Below are 14,656 nucleotides of genomic sequence, written 5' to 3'. Positions count from 1 at the left end.
ATGAAAATACGGAATATTGTCACCGCGCTGCTGACTACATGCGCCATGCACGCCGTAGCGCAGACACTACCCTACCGGGACACCAATCTGACTGCCGAACAACGGGCCGACGACCTTATAGGACGACTGACACTCACAGAGAAGGTCAAACTGATGAGAAACGGCTCGCCGGCAATACCGAGACTCGGCATCCCGCAGTTCGAATGGTGGAACGAGGCGCTGCACGGCGTGGGGCGCAACGGCTTCACAACCGTCTTCCCCATCACCATGGCCATGGCATCGTCATGGGACGACGAGCTGCTCGAAAAGGTGTTCACCGCGGTGAGCGACGAGGCACGCGCCAAGAACAACGAGGCTAGAAAACGCGGCAGAATAGACAGATATCAGGGATTGTCTTTCTGGACGCCCAATATCAACATATTCCGCGACCCGAGGTGGGGACGCGGGCAAGAGACATACGGCGAAGACCCGTATCTGACGGAAAAGATGGGCCTGGCCGTGGTACGCGGACTGCAAGGCCCGGAAGACGCGCGACACCTCAAACTGCTTGCGTGCGCGAAGCACTTCGCCGTGCACAGCGGTCCGGAATGGAACCGCCACTCGTTCAACATCGAGAACCTGCCGGCACGCGACCTGTGGGAGACGTACATGCCAGCCTTCAAGGCTCTCGTGCAGAAAGGAAAAGCGGCCGAAGTGATGTGCGCCTACCAGCGGATAGACGGTGAGCCGTGTTGCGGAAGCGCCAGATACGAGCAGCAGATACTGCGCGAAGAGTGGGGATTTGACGGGGTTATCACGAGCGACTGCGGAGCTATCGGCGACTTCTACAAGCCCGGACGCCACGGAGTGTCGAAAGACGCGGCATCGGCATCGGCAAAAGCCGTGCTTGCGGGCACCGACGTGGAGTGCGGAGCGGAATACAACAAACTGCCTGAGGCCGTGGAACGGGGAGACATCAGCGAGGCGGACATCGACCGCAGCCTGAAAAGGCTGCTCATGGCACGCATCGTGCTTGGAGACTTCGATCCGGAAGAAACCGTGGAATGGGCGAAAATCCCGTCGAGCGTGATAGCATGCAAGGAACACAAACAAATGGCACTCGACATGGCACGCAAAGGCACCGTGCTGCTGATGAACAAGAACGGAGCGCTGCCGTTGAACAAATACGGCTCCGGGATTGAGAACAGAGGCATGAAGAATAAAAAGGAGCGTGACGGCGCTTTCACATCGACAGACAGTTCTATCGTAGTCATGGGACCAAATGCCGCCGACTCGGTAATGATGTGGGGCAATTACAGCGGATTTCCCACACAGACGGTAACCGTGCTGCAAGGTATAAGAAACAAGGCCGGCAACGTAAAATATATAAGGGGATGCGGCCTGACACGAGGCGAGGTGCACGAAAGCCGTTTCGGCAACATCACATCACCCGACGGAAAACGGGGCATGAAAGCGACATACCGGAACAACACCGACCACAAGGGTGAGCCGGTGGCAACGGCATATCTCACAGAGCCAATAAACCTGAGCAACGGCGGAAACACGGTGTTTGCACCGGGAGTGAACCTGGAAAATTTCTCGGCCAGATATGAGGGCACATACACCGCCACGGAAAACGAGAAACTGCAAATCACCCTGCAATGCGACGACAGAGGCGTGCTGACGGTGAACGGAGACACTATCATAGACGTGGAGAAGCGAAGCGACAAACTCGGATACAAGACTACCGAGATTGACATCGTGGCAGGAAAACGCTATGACATCAAACTTGATTACACGCAGAGGTACGACATGGCTACACTGCAATTCGACATTGCGAGCAAGAGCAACCCCACACGTGAGAAACTACTTGCCGAGATAGGTGACGCAGGAACGGTGATTTTCGTAGGCGGAATATCTCCACGCCTCGAAGGGGAGGAAATGAGGGTTGACGAACCGGGCTTCAAAGGGGGCGACCGCACGAGCATCGAACTGCCACAGGTGCAGCGCGACATGCTCGCCATGCTTCACGAGGCAGGAAAGAAGGTTATATTCGTCAACTGCTCGGGCAGTGCCATGGCACTTGTACCTGAAAGCGAGCACTGCGACGCCATAATACAGGCCTGGTACGGAGGAGAGCGCGGCGGAGAGGCTGTGGCCGACATTATCTTCGGCGATTATAACCCGAGCGGCAAGCTGCCGGTGACCTTCTACAAGAGCACCGACCAACTGCCTGATTTCGAGGACTACCGAATGGCCGGACGCACATACAGGTACTTCAAAGGCGAGCCCCTGTTCCCGTTCGGACACGGACTGAGCTACACCACGTTCGAGGCAGGCAAACCGTCGTACAACGCCAGAAAAGGCAAACTGACGGTGGAAATCAAAAACACCGGAGACCGTGACGGCGAGGAGGTGGTGCAGGTATACATGCGCAACACGGCCGACACAGAAGGTCCTATAAAGACCCTGCGGGCATACAAGCGCATAGGACTGAAAGCCGGCGAGAAGCAAACGGCCGTCATCGACCTGCCGAGAGAGAGTTTCGAAGGCTGGGACGCCGCGACGAACACCATGCGGGTTGTACCGGGCAAGTACGAACTGATGGTAGGAAATTCAAGTGCCGATGACAAATTAAATACTATCATCGTGAAAATCAAATAAGGCGGCACCCATTATCAGGACATGTCAGCCGGAAATAAGCACGAATGTTTAAATCACCGATATGACTCTGTATGGAGCATATCGGTGATTTAAGTTTTATACACACCTACCCGGTACCACCTACATTAACAAACATCACTCGGCCGAAAGTGTAAAATCACGACAGGCATGCCGCTTTTATCCCTCTCTGTATTTCACAATTAAAATGTACGGCTATGGCTGGTGATATAAGAAGGAGTTTCAAATTAAAAAATTCAACTATGGCTATAAATAAAAAGGAGCGGCAATACCGCTCCTTTTTATTTATGTAATCAAATTAGAACATCCTACCGATGTTTTTCACTTCGTCGTATCTTCTGCCTTAATTGCTTACTTTTTTACCGCCGGTTTCTTGGCTGCGGCTTTCCTGACAGTTGCTTTCTTTTCTGACTTTACCTTTATCTCGGCCGCTTCCATCTTGGCTAACTTTGTCTTCAAACGGCTGATTTCCTTATCTTTCATCTCAATCTCATCGCCCTGGTTCTTGATTGTCGTGAGCAGACTGTTAAGTTCTTCATTATCTATCTCCTCCGGATAGAGACTGTTCACGCGGTTGATGAAGTCGCCAAGGATGTTCATATAGTTGGTGAAAGCATCGAAGGGATCGCTGTATATGCCACGGTCGAGCCCCACGTTAGACGGCTTTGTAGTCATGAAACGGAAGTTATTGCTTGCCTGCAAGTAGTCCCAATCCTGATTTACACGAGGATCCCGGGCGATGCGTACACGATCGGCGATGCTGTACAACTTGTTGAACGCCTCACGCTGCATGGCATTTCCCAGCCAGCAACTGACATCACGCTCCTCGTCTACCCATGACAATGTATCGGGAACATCCAAATTCCCTACACTCTTCGTCATCTTGCAAATTTCCGTAGGAGTGGAGAACGTGATGCCTTTCTCACGCGCACATCCAGGAATGGCACGCAGGAATTCAAGTATATTGGATGAAAGCGGCTGGGCGATACCGAGTGCCGAGAGTTCCATGAAGATGTTTATCACCTGCTCCTCCTGCGGCAAAGAGGCTATACGGTTAACGTATGTATCGGCAAACAACGGATAACCGGGCCAATCGGTATTGCTGAACCGCAAAGAAATATCATCGCTCAACTCTACATCGCGGAGCAAAAGTTTAAGGCTCGGGGCTATGTTGCAGTTATATACATAGTGCGATGACTTCCAACCGAGCACGTGCTTGGCACCCTCGGTGAGCATTCCCGTGAAACCCATGGCCGCCACCTGCCCGCCTATATCATCGCTATATATGAGCGATGAGTTGCGAAGTACGGTCGGTTTCTTCCCGAAATACTCTTCTATTTTCCCACATTGCTTTTTCACGTCGGCAACAAATGTCTCCTCATTCGCCAATGATGACAGTCCGTGGGAATACGGCTCGGCAAGAAACTCCACACATCCGGTATCGTTAAGCTCCTGCAACTTATCGAGAACCTGCGGCGCATGCATCTCCAACTGCTCTATACCGACACCCGAAAGAGAAAAGGCAACCTTGAAATACCGGTCGTTCTCCTTTATCATTTGAAGAAGAGTATTCAATGCCGGCATATAAGAACGCTCCGCAATATCACTTATGCTACGCTCGTTCTCATAATCGTCATAGTAGTAATGGTCCGTACCTATGTCAAAGAAACGGTACCTTTTGAGATGGATTATCTGATGTATCTCAAAGTATAGACATATTGTTTTCATAATTGTTTCTGTATTTCTGTTTATCGTTATTTCATTGTCTGGTTCCCAATGTGCGCTCATACAGCTCACGTATCCACAGGCCTACTTTCTCCCATGTTATCTGGTCAACCTCACGCTTACCCTCTTCTTTCAAGTATTTGAAGAGGCTGTCGTTGGCACAGATAGAGTAAATGGCATCGGCAAGGGCATGTATGTCCCAATAATCAACCTTTATGCAGTTGGTAAGAATCTCGGCACATCCGCTCTGTTTAGATATGATAGAGGGTGTACCGCACTGCATCGCTTCAAGGGGCGATATGCCGAAAGGCTCACTTACAGACGGCATCACATATACATCCGAGTCTTTCAGGCATTCGTATACCTGCTTGCCGCGCATAAATCCCGGGAAATGGAAACGGTCGGCGATACCGCGTTCGGCAGCAAGATGAATCATGGCGTTCATCATATCGCCCGAGCCGGCCATACAGAAACGAACGTTTCGTGTGCGGTGGAGCACCATATTGGCCGCCTCCACGAAGTACTCCGGACCTTTCTGCATGGTAATCCTACCAAGGAAAGTGACAACCTTGTCCTTATTGGTATGATCCGGACGCGGAATATCCGCATATTCCTGTTTCAACGGATAAACAGCATTATGAACCGTGAAGCATTTACGCGGATCCTGATGATACTGATTGATGACTGTCTGGCGTGTAAGCTCACTCACACACATTATGCAATCGGCCCAATCCATACCGTTCTTTTCTATCGAATAAACAGTGGGGTTAACCTGCCCGCGGCTTCTATCAAAGTCTGTTGCATGCACATGGATACAAAGGGGTTTCCCGCTAACCTGCTTAGCGTGTATACCGGCAGGATAAGTAAGCCAGTCATGGGCATGTATTATGTCAAAATCCTCGGCACGGGCAACCACACCTGCTATTATCGAGTAGTTGTTTATCTCTTCATGCAGATTTGACGGATATCCGCCGGCAAACTCCATGCAACCGAGATCGTTCACGTTCATATAGTTGAAATCGGCATAAATATTGTCACGCAACTTATAATAAAGTTCCGGAGACATTATATTCCCCACACGATTTCTTACATATTCATAGTCTACATCACGCCAGGCTATCGGCACTGCGTTCATCGCCAAAATATTGGCGGCACTTCTGTCTTCATCGCCCCAAGGCTTTGGCAGACACAAAGTGATATCCATATCACCCTGGGCATGCAGCCCTTCTGTTATTCCGTAATTGGCCGTGGCGAGTCCGCCGTATACATGAGGGGGATATTCCCAACCAAACATTAATACTTTCATAGTCTTATCCTCCCTTTATTTCTGGTATGTGTATTTCTCAAGAAGTTTCAATGTACGCAATATCTCGGCGACATTCATGGCAAAAGACATGCCTCCACGGCCATGAAACGGCGGATTACCGTCAAACAACTCAGATATGGTGCCAAGGGCATGATAGTTCATCTCATCTTCATATCCGACCATCTGACGCTCAATGAAACGCAAGCGCGTGCGCTTATAAAGTTTCAGACACGCTTCCATATAAAAGCCGCCAAGCCACGGCCATGCCGTACCCTGATGGTAAGCATAGTCACGTTGTGTCTGCGCACCTACATACATAGGGTTATACCCGCCACTCTTAGGAGACAAGGAGCGAAGACCTTTCGGAGTAAGCAACTCACGTGTGCAGACATCAAGCACGCTTTTCTTCTGGTCCTGGTTCAACGGCGAATAATCGAACGCCACGGCGAATATCATATTCGGACGCACGCTCCAATCCATCATATTGCCATCCACGTAGTCAAGAAGGTATCCGTATTCGTTAAGGAATGTATCGACAAATGATGTCTTACACAACTCCGCCCTTTCTTCGAGCGACTTTACGGCACCTTCCTTTCCTGCCTCAGCGGCTATTGCCGCACAGAACTTCAAAGCATTATACCATAAAGCGTTAAATTCGACGATATATCCTGTACGAGGAACAACCGGACGGCCGTTTGCCGTAGAGTTCATCCACGTCACAGCACGGTCACGGCCGTTGCTATACAGCAGGCCATTATCGTCAAGACGCAGATTAGGATGCTTTCCTTCTATTATATACCTGATAATGTCTTGAAGCAGTTTGCCATACATTGCGATGAATTTCTCAGCTCCGGCAGCTTTGCGATACTGCTGAATAGCCCATACAGCCCATAACAATACATCAGGTTGCTCCATCTCATAGATATTCACCGTCAACGGTTTATCTTCCATAAACTCACGCAGTGCCTTCTCCGCTGTCTTCATCACGAGTTCGAATTTATCCTGTTCGTCAATCGCAAGCGTCAGTCCAGGCAAAGAGACAAACGTATCTCTGGCCCGACTCTTAAACCAAGGGTATCCGGACAGGAAATAACGCTCGTTCCCTTTTTCATTATAGAACTGGTGAGCCGCATTCACCAGACAGTGAAAGAAATTATCACGCGGTGACCGTTTCTCAACTTCGTAATCAAACAACTTCTTCAATCCGCTCGTACGGATAGACGAAGTGGACGCGGCAAAAACAATAGTCTCGCCTTTCTTTATCGGCATCTCGAAGTATCCGGGCACATACAGGTCCTCATTTGAGGCATAACCGCGTTCCTGCTCTTTGGGATACTCCACTCCACGATACCAGTCTGGCTGGAAAACAAACTCATTCTTCTTGCTGAACTGCATATACAAATCAGGATATCCGCAATACATGCACGTCTTGATACCGTTGTCTATCAGATGATACTCGCGGCTGGCAGTAGAATTCTCATGTGTAAACTGCCTTACGCTCCGGAACGCAAGGAACGGCCTGAAACGCAATGTCGTTGCCGAGTGAGCGTCAACAAGGGTATAACGCAACAATATACGATCCTCATGATGTTGGAAGACAACCTCTTTCCTCAACAACACTCCACCGACACGATACAAGGTTGTAGGCACTTTGTCACAGTCAAACTCACGAATGTACTTGTGACCTTTCGGACTGTAATTATTTCCTTGATACTTATGAAGTCCGAGATTGAACTCCGCCCCATGCTGAATTACCGTGACATCAAGTGAAGACAGCAGCACATGGTTCTCATCGTCAAGCTCCGGTACGGGCACGACAAGCAGGCCATGATATTTGCGTGTATTACAATCCGCCAACGTCGAACACGAATAAGCGCCCGACTGATTGGTTCTCAGCAATTCACGACGTAGAGACTCTTCCAAGTTGGTCATTACAGCTTTCTCAAATCGTAAATAACTCATAGTTCCTATATTAAGGTTTTTAATTCATTAGTTAGCATCCGCTTTTATCTTATATTTATTGCTGAACAATCCGTACAAATTGTCTCACAAATCATTTCCAAAATTAAGAAATTTCATCGGCATTACAAAACAAAAACAGTAATATTTAATAAAAGCATACTTTTTTACATACCATGTAATACATTTCACATAAGATTATACTGTTTTATAGGTTTTTTTGCTATTTTTGCACTAAGGATATAAACCCCAATAGCCATGAACAGAAACATAAACACAGTAAAAACTGATATTGCAAAATCAATATCGGTTTTGTGGGATCCGCTTACCGACAAACAACGCAATTTTTTATTAGACAACATTGAAATAAGGATATTCCCGAAAAACGAACCTATATACAAGGAAAACGAACGTCCGGAATACATCATGTGCCTGCTGAAAGGCAAAGTCAAGGTTTTTATTGAGTGCAACAACCATAATCAGATCGTAAGAATAATCGGTGAAAAAGGCTTTTTCGGATACAGAGCGGCATTTGCCGATGAGAATTATATAACAGGAGCTTCCGCATTTGAAGACTCAACCGTGTGTATGATACCGATTAAAGTCATAAAAAAATTAATATCCGAGAATACCGTTCTGTCTCTTTATTTCATAAAAGAACTGTCAATGATGCTTGGCGCTGCCGACATGCGGACAATAAGCCTTACAAAAAAACATGTCCGTGCCAGACTTGCGGAGTCTCTGCTTTTTCTCAAAGAGAAATACGGCATAGAAGAAGACGGAAGCACACTGAGCATCAACCCGAGCAGAGAAGACCTCGCAAACATGTCAAACATGACTACAAGCAATGCTATCCGCACCCTGTCCGCTTTCGCGTCCGAGTGCCTTATTGCCACCGACGGCCGCAAAATAAAGATTATCAACGAGACCAAACTGCAAAACATATCGGAAAAGGGATGACTCCTGCCATACAATAGGCATAACCACCTGGCTGACAACAGACATTTTTCATCCTGAGACAAAAAAAACATACAAACTGCCGGTAAGAAACAGACAGGCCGGTGGAAACAGTACAGATGCCGATATAAAAGCATTTGTACCAATCATAATAATATCTTATCAGTCAGGAATAAGGAAGTTTATCAATTCCTGTTCCACACTTATCCTATACTCCCCGACCGGTGTTTTCATCAATCTTCCATCTATACCAACCATCGCATGCTTCGCCTCACGCACAATAACCTCACGAGTGCGATAAGGATGGACACAACGATGATTAAGGAAACGCCCTGTAACAAGAAGCCACAAACCACCAATCAATTGGACAACCTCCGGATGATAGACCACAGAAACATCAAGCAGACCGTTGTATGGCACGGCATTGGGTGTCTGTCCGTATCCCGGACCGCTTCCCACACATATCGTCATGACCCTTCTCTTTATTACATCCGAATTTATTTTCACATCCACCTTATAATCAAGACGATGGAAAACCATTAACACCAAAGAGACAAAAAACGACAGGGTACGCGATCCAAGTAGACTGCGGGTCTGACGCCGCAGATTCATTATATCGGCAATAAGACCTATGTTCACACAATTCAGGAAATAGCGGTGACATTTCTCTCCCCTCTTGTTCGTATAACGTATGCATCCAAGGTCTATTCTCCTCACCCTATGCTTGACGAGCCAGTCTATAGTCTGCACGATATTGCTTTCCTTGAAGTTCCAGAACCGTGCGAAATCATTCACCACACCGTTAGGGATAACACCGAGAACTATCCCGTCCCTTACATTCTTTTCCTCCATCATGAGACAGTTCACAGCATCATTAAGCGCAGAGTCTCCACCGACAATGATTATTGTCTTGTATCCGTTGTGTATCAGCATACGCATCAGCCGTTCCACGCTATCCGTATTCTCACTTTGAACAAAATCATAAAGCACACCGCGCTCATCAAGAGCACGACGCACTTTTTCCCATTGCCTGCGTCTGCGGTTTATTCCTTTCTTGGGACAATAAAGTATTCCCCATCTTGATGCTTCAACTGCCATTATCGTATTTTCTATTGAAATATTATCGTTTCATCCAAACGGATTTACCATCCGCCCATCAATTGTTTTATCTCTTCAAACTTCTTATCCAAAGACAATGTTGAGTTTATCCAATGAATATTTATCCCTCTGCGCTCCATCCCCCTGAACCATGTCATCTGCCGTTTGGCAAACTGATGGATGGCTATCTCCAACCGCCCGTACATCTCATCATAAGAAAGTTTTCCTATTATGTATTCCGTCACGAACTTATATTCGAGACCGTAATAAATAAGGTCATCCGCCGGTATTCCGCTATCGAGCAACGCCCTTATCTCATCCACCATCCCCTCTTCGAGCCGGCTTTTTAGCCGCGCGGAGATTTTCCTTCTCCGCTCCTCACGCTCTATGTCTATACCTATAACCAAAGAGTCTATCGACGGCATCATGGCCGCAGCTGTCGGGTTTTCTCCGTTGAATGTCTCTATCTCTATTGCCCTGATCGCCCTCTTTGCCGTATCCACATCCGTGGTATTGTGCATGTTCGAGCCGTTCCTTTGCTTCAACTCTATCAGTATTGCGGTCAGTTCTCCAAGCGTCTTGCCTTCAAGCGACATTCTGAGAGTCTTGTTTTCCGGTACCGAGGCCAGTCTGTATCCTTTGAGCACGGATTCTATATACAGCCCCGTGCCGCCGCAAAGTATCGGCAAAACACCCCGAGCCGTAATATCATCATAGGCTTTCAAGAAGTCGTGTTGATACTGAAACAGGTTATATTTTGTCCCAGGCTCGGCTATATCAATCAGATGATACGGCACTTTTCTTCCATCTACGACATAGTCGGCAATATCTTTTCCTGTCCCTATGTCCATCCGCCTGTAAACCTGACGACTGTCTCCACTTATGATCTCGGCTCCTGTATCCGCGGCAAGCGCGGCGGCAAGCGCAGTCTTTCCGCTGGCCGTGGGCCCGAGTATAGTTATGAGTTTATTCATTATTCCGTTTCCCAGAGATACTATAATGCGGATATATCACTTTCATTCAGTCCTGTCGCTCCGGCAATCGTCACCGTGTCTATACCCAAAACTTTCATCTTTCTGGCTATTTCCAACTTTTCCTTAATACGCCCCCGGGCTTCCCCTTCCGCTCTTCCCTCGGCTCTACCTTCCGCACGCTCTGTTGTTATATTGTCACGCAATATAACGATATTGTCAAGGTGTCTGTAATAAGCGGCAAGTTCGTCTTTTGTCATGCGATCAAGCAATAGCCGTTGCCTTGCCTCATCAAGTCCTGAAGCATTAGACTTTTCAGGAATATTTCCTGTATTCAGATAGTATATCCATTCTTCGAGCGGTGTCTTGGCCATCCTGTTAAAGTCGTTCACCTTTAATATATAGTATTCGGGGAAAAGTTTGCTCACCGTATCGACTTTAAACTTTTCCGCCTGAAACGGCGACAGTTGCAAGATATCATTGTCGTGCATTCCCCTAAACTCCGTAGTTCCGTGATAGGCATAGTCCGACCCGTGCCCGAGCGAGAAATAAACAATGTTCACACTATATATCTTTCTCACATTCTGATAGTCCTCTCCGCGCTTGATATATTCAGCCACAAGCTTAGACGTGCCGAAAAGCATGCGTTGAAAATACGCGAACCCATTATTGTTCTGCACTTCAACCAATATCAGTTCGCCCTTCGAATTTTCGGCCAACATATCCACACGATTATACTTATCGTATTCTTCCTCCTGATTGCTTTCGCTTTCAAGCATGTGCCGAATGGTTATCTTTTCTTCGAGCAGTGTTGTCAACAATCCTTCGAGAACTCCGAAATTGGCTTTGTTGCGGAGCATACGCTTCATAGCCCAGTCAAATCGTATATAGTCTGCCATAAATCTGTGGGTATTTTTACGTTGGCTAAGATATAAATTTTACATGAAACGACCAAATGCTTTTTGTGTTTTTTGCTACATAGCACAGATTAAAGCCATGCCGTCAGCAGACAGAAGAACACGACAGGACTTGCCCCTATCGGCATTTGCATGAAAAAGCCGCCCGACTATACGTCGGACGGCTCCATTATCGTATTAGAACGTGATAAATGAATTATCCGTTAACCTTCTTCATGTGTGCGATGAGTTCGAGAACCTTGTTAGAGTAACCGATCTCGTTATCATACCAAGACACAACCTTAACAAACGTATCTGTCAAAGCGATACCTGCCTTGGCGTCGAAGATAGAGGTACGTGTGTCACCGAGGAAGTCTGAAGAAACCACGGCATCTTCCGTGTAACCCAGTACACCTTTCAGTTCACCCTCTGAAGCCTCTTTCATAGCCTCGCAGATCTCAGCGTATGTAGCGGGCTTAGCCAGGTTTACAGTCAGGTCGACAACAGAAACGTCCAAAGTAGGAACGCGCATTGACATACCTGTCAGCTTACCGTTCAGTTCGGGAATAACCTTACCCACGGCCTTGGCAGCACCTGTTGAAGAGGGGATGATGTTGCCTGAAGCGGCACGGCCACCACGCCAGTCTTTCAAAGACGGGCCGTCAACGGTCTTCTGTGTAGCAGTTGTAGAGTGAACGGTTGTCATCAGACCGTCTGTGATACCGAACTTGTCGTTCAGAACCTTGGCGATCGGAGCCAAGCAGTTCGTTGTGCAAGATGCGTTTGAAACGAACTGTGTACCCTTCTCATACTTGTCGAAGTTCACACCGCATACGAACATCGGGGTAGCGTCCTTTGAGGGAGCAGACATAACAACGTACTTAGCGCCGGCCTCAATGTGAGCCTGTGCCTTCTCCTGTGTCAGGAAGAGACCTGTTGACTCAACTACATATTCAGCCTCAACCTCGTTCCACTTCAAGTCAGCCGGGTTGCGCTCTGCAGTAACACGGATTTCCTTACCGTTAACAATCAGTTTGCTGTTCTCCACGTCAGCCTCGATGGTGCCGTCGAACTGGCCGTGCATGGTGTCATACTTCAACATGTAAGCCAGGTAGTCTACCGGGCAGAGGTCATTGATACCTACAACCTGAATGTCATCGCGAGTCTGAGCTGCGCGGAAAACGAAACGACCGATACGGCCAAATCCGTTAATACCAATCTTAATCATAATTACTTTTTATTATTTTAATAAAGGGTTTAATATTTCGTATTCTATATGTAATGCCAGCAAAAGTACACATTACGGCCTGCCATCGCCGCAAGTGAAATATCTTTTATGCACATTTTCTCCTTAACGACCGCAAAGTTACAATTTTTTTTCTAATTTTGTGGCAGAAACCAGTATTAAATAATATAAAAATCAAAAAACAATGAGCAAATTTTTAAATGAATTCAAAGAGTTTGCCGTAAGGGGAAATGCTGTCGATATGGCTGTCGGTGTGATTATCGGCGGGGCGTTCGGCAAGATTGTCACATCCATCGTGAACGACATCATCATGCCACCGATAGGATGGCTGATCGGAGGTGTGAAGTTTACAGACCTCAAAATGGAACTGCCGGGAGTGGATCTCGGCATGGAAAAGCTCGAACCCGTGACCATCAACTACGGTAATTTCCTGCAAACAACGTTCGATTTCATCATCATAGCTTTCTGCGTTTTCATGCTCGTAAGGGGTATAAAGAAACTCACCGAGAAGAAAAACGAAGAGCCGGCAACGCCCGCCGCCACTCCGGCGCCGTCGGCGGAAGAGAAACTGCTGAGCGAAATTCGTGACCTGCTCAAAGAGAAACAAGGCTGATGAGAACTCCGGCTTTCATAAGACGGCTCACGGCCTGCATAGCGTTATGCGCCACATGCCTCACCACCGCTGCCCAGAGCGGGCAACTGGCTGCCATGCGCAACACCGTGGCAGACAGCTATAACTTCTGGTTATATGCCCCGAGAGAATATGTGGCCGAGCGCCGGCGCATCCCGTTGATAATATTCCTGCACGGAGCGAGCCTGTGCGGCAACAACATGCAGAAAGTCCGCCGCTACGGACTGCTGCATGCTATCGAGAAAGGCCGTTACTACCCGGCCATGGTTGTAGCTCCGCAAAATCCGGGAGGAGCATGGAACCCGAAGAAGATAGCCGGAATACTCGACTGGGTGACACAGCACCACGACGTAGACACCACACGGGTATACGTGATCGGAATGAGCCTCGGCGGCTACGGCACCCTCGACTTCGCTGGAACTTACCCCGACAGGGTGGCGGCGGCCATGGCTCTGTGCGGCGGCAGCACACTGAGGGATTTCGAAGGACTTGGACGCATTCCGCTGTGGATCCTGCACGGCACGGCCGACCGTGCCGTACCCGTAAGCCAGTCGAAGACAGTGGTTGAGTCGATAAAGAAATCCGGAAATGACCGACTTCTGCGCTACGATTGGCTGAAAGGAGCGTCGCACGGTGACCTGGCGCGCATCCTATACCTCAAACAGACATACGACTGGTTGTTCTCTCACTCGCTAAACGACAATCCGAGGGAGACAGACAAGGATATAACCATATCCCTGCCCGACTTGAAAACGGCATACGAAGATCTCTCACCCGAGGAAACCAGATTTGACATGGTGAAGGAAATAAAACCCAGATAAATATTTACAAAAGGTCGTTTATATTTCGATTTTTTTCGAGATACAAATCCCACGGCCGTAAATATCGCCGTATTCGGATTTTTACACAACAACCTGTGTTTCAGCCCCATACATCAGACTATTCACTTTTAGCGATTAAATCCGCACACATACTTTCCCGTTTTTTTCGCAACGAGACGCTAATTGGCTTGCGTTTAGCCGCCCGTTGTATCGCAACGGGCGGCTAAACGCAAGCCAATTAACGTCCCAATGCGCTCCAACGAGCGTCCCGTTGCAATAAACCACCCTTTTTCCCGTTTAAAAATCAAGCCACTATCGCATTCTATACAGTGTTGCGTATCGTGCCGCACGCTCTGGTTTGAAGAAAAACAAAGCGTTAAATCCG

The 14,656-nt window shown here is 48.0% G+C and carries 11 protein-coding genes; 4 read left to right on the top strand and 7 right to left on the bottom strand.

The window, feature by feature from the left end:
- Entirely contained in the window at window positions 1–2,643 is a 2,643-nt protein-coding gene (xyl3A, locus tag MoGM_RS12185) for a xylan 1,4-beta-xylosidase (protein WP_104370324.1), read from the top strand.
- A 369-nt stretch (window positions 2,644–3,012) separates the two neighbouring features.
- On the opposite strand, the gene MoGM_RS12180 is transcribed toward xyl3A, so the two are convergent.
- Genes MoGM_RS12180 through MoGM_RS12170 form a run of 3 tightly spaced genes read right to left on the bottom strand, consistent with a single transcriptional unit; the run spans window position 3,013 to window position 7,654 of the window.
- Window positions 3,013–4,389 (bottom strand): glycoside hydrolase family 57 protein, encoded by a 1,377-nt coding sequence (locus tag MoGM_RS12180; protein WP_104370396.1) that lies wholly within the window; start codon window positions 4,387–4,389, stop codon window positions 3,013–3,015.
- 31 nt (window positions 4,390–4,420) lie between these two features.
- Complete coding sequence (locus MoGM_RS12175; protein ID WP_104370323.1) at window positions 4,421–5,692, bottom strand: glycosyltransferase family 4 protein; 1,272 nt, start codon at window positions 5,690–5,692, stop codon at window positions 4,421–4,423.
- 15 nt (window positions 5,693–5,707) lie between these two features.
- Complete coding sequence (locus tag MoGM_RS12170; RefSeq protein ID WP_199181792.1) at window positions 5,708–7,654, bottom strand: glycogen debranching enzyme N-terminal domain-containing protein; 1,947 nt, start codon at window positions 7,652–7,654, stop codon at window positions 5,708–5,710.
- A 255-nt stretch (window positions 7,655–7,909) separates the two neighbouring features.
- On the opposite strand from MoGM_RS12170, the gene MoGM_RS12165 reads away from it, so the two are divergent.
- Window positions 7,910–8,611, top strand: a complete 702-nt coding sequence (locus MoGM_RS12165; RefSeq protein WP_104370321.1) for a Crp/Fnr family transcriptional regulator — start codon at window positions 7,910–7,912, stop codon at window positions 8,609–8,611.
- Window positions 8,612–8,770: 159 nt separating this feature from the next.
- Here the strand turns inward: MoGM_RS12165 and MoGM_RS12160 are convergent, their stop codons facing one another.
- The 4 genes from MoGM_RS12160 to gap all read right to left on the bottom strand — a co-directional run bounded on the left by MoGM_RS12160 (window position 8,771) and on the right by gap (window position 12,801).
- Entirely contained in the window at window positions 8,771–9,706 is a 936-nt protein-coding gene (locus tag MoGM_RS12160; protein WP_104370320.1) for a diacylglycerol kinase family protein, read from the bottom strand.
- A gap of 44 nt (window positions 9,707–9,750) precedes the next feature.
- Complete coding sequence (gene miaA, locus MoGM_RS12155; protein WP_104370319.1) at window positions 9,751–10,680, bottom strand: tRNA (adenosine(37)-N6)-dimethylallyltransferase MiaA; 930 nt, start codon at window positions 10,678–10,680, stop codon at window positions 9,751–9,753.
- Between the two features lie 20 nt (window positions 10,681–10,700).
- Window positions 10,701–11,576, bottom strand: a complete 876-nt coding sequence (locus MoGM_RS12150) for an Rpn family recombination-promoting nuclease/putative transposase (protein ID WP_104370318.1) — start codon at window positions 11,574–11,576, stop codon at window positions 10,701–10,703.
- Window positions 11,577–11,790: 214 nt separating this feature from the next.
- Window positions 11,791–12,801, bottom strand: a complete 1,011-nt coding sequence (gap, locus tag MoGM_RS12145) for a type I glyceraldehyde-3-phosphate dehydrogenase (protein ID WP_104370317.1) — start codon at window positions 12,799–12,801, stop codon at window positions 11,791–11,793.
- A gap of 202 nt (window positions 12,802–13,003) precedes the next feature.
- Between gap and mscL the strand changes: the two genes are divergently transcribed.
- Together mscL and MoGM_RS12135 are read left to right on the top strand one after the other, a co-directional pair.
- On the top strand, window positions 13,004–13,432 hold the full coding sequence (gene mscL / locus MoGM_RS12140) for a large-conductance mechanosensitive channel protein MscL (RefSeq protein ID WP_104370316.1): 429 nt from the start codon (window positions 13,004–13,006) through the stop codon (window positions 13,430–13,432).
- Window positions 13,432–14,271, top strand: a complete 840-nt coding sequence (locus MoGM_RS12135; RefSeq protein ID WP_104370315.1) for an alpha/beta hydrolase-fold protein — start codon at window positions 13,432–13,434, stop codon at window positions 14,269–14,271. Before mscL ends, MoGM_RS12135 begins: the two co-directional genes overlap by 1 nt.
- The last annotated feature ends 385 nt before the right edge of the window (window positions 14,272–14,656 follow it).

This window comes from Prevotella sp. MGM1 (assembly GCF_002933775.1).
Lineage (GTDB): Bacteria > Bacteroidota > Bacteroidia > Bacteroidales > Bacteroidaceae > Prevotella.
The sequence above is the reverse complement of the archived record's forward strand: the minus strand, read 5'-3'. Positions and strand labels throughout refer to the sequence as shown.

Excerpts from the sequence above, each read along its gene's own strand:
- xyl3A (WP_104370324.1), top strand. The coding sequence starts at position 1 with ATGAAAATACGGAATATTGTCACCGCGCTGCTGACTACATGCGCCATG.
- MoGM_RS12180 (WP_104370396.1), bottom strand. The coding sequence starts at position 4,389 with ATGAAAACAATATGTCTATACTTTGAGATACATCAGATAATCCATCTC.
- MoGM_RS12175 (WP_104370323.1), bottom strand. The coding sequence starts at position 5,692 with ATGAAAGTATTAATGTTTGGTTGGGAATATCCCCCTCATGTATACGGC.
- MoGM_RS12170 (WP_199181792.1), bottom strand. The coding sequence starts at position 7,654 with ATGAGTTATTTACGATTTGAGAAAGCTGTAATGACCAACTTGGAAGAG.
- MoGM_RS12165 (WP_104370321.1), top strand. The coding sequence starts at position 7,910 with ATGAACAGAAACATAAACACAGTAAAAACTGATATTGCAAAATCAATA.
- MoGM_RS12160 (WP_104370320.1), bottom strand. The coding sequence starts at position 9,706 with ATGGCAGTTGAAGCATCAAGATGGGGAATACTTTATTGTCCCAAGAAA.
- miaA (WP_104370319.1), bottom strand. The coding sequence starts at position 10,680 with ATGAATAAACTCATAACTATACTCGGGCCCACGGCCAGCGGAAAGACT.
- MoGM_RS12150 (WP_104370318.1), bottom strand. The coding sequence starts at position 11,576 with ATGGCAGACTATATACGATTTGACTGGGCTATGAAGCGTATGCTCCGC.
- gap (WP_104370317.1), bottom strand. The coding sequence starts at position 12,801 with ATGATTAAGATTGGTATTAACGGATTTGGCCGTATCGGTCGTTTCGTT.
- mscL (WP_104370316.1), top strand. The coding sequence starts at position 13,004 with ATGAGCAAATTTTTAAATGAATTCAAAGAGTTTGCCGTAAGGGGAAAT.
- MoGM_RS12135 (WP_104370315.1), top strand. The coding sequence starts at position 13,432 with ATGAGAACTCCGGCTTTCATAAGACGGCTCACGGCCTGCATAGCGTTA.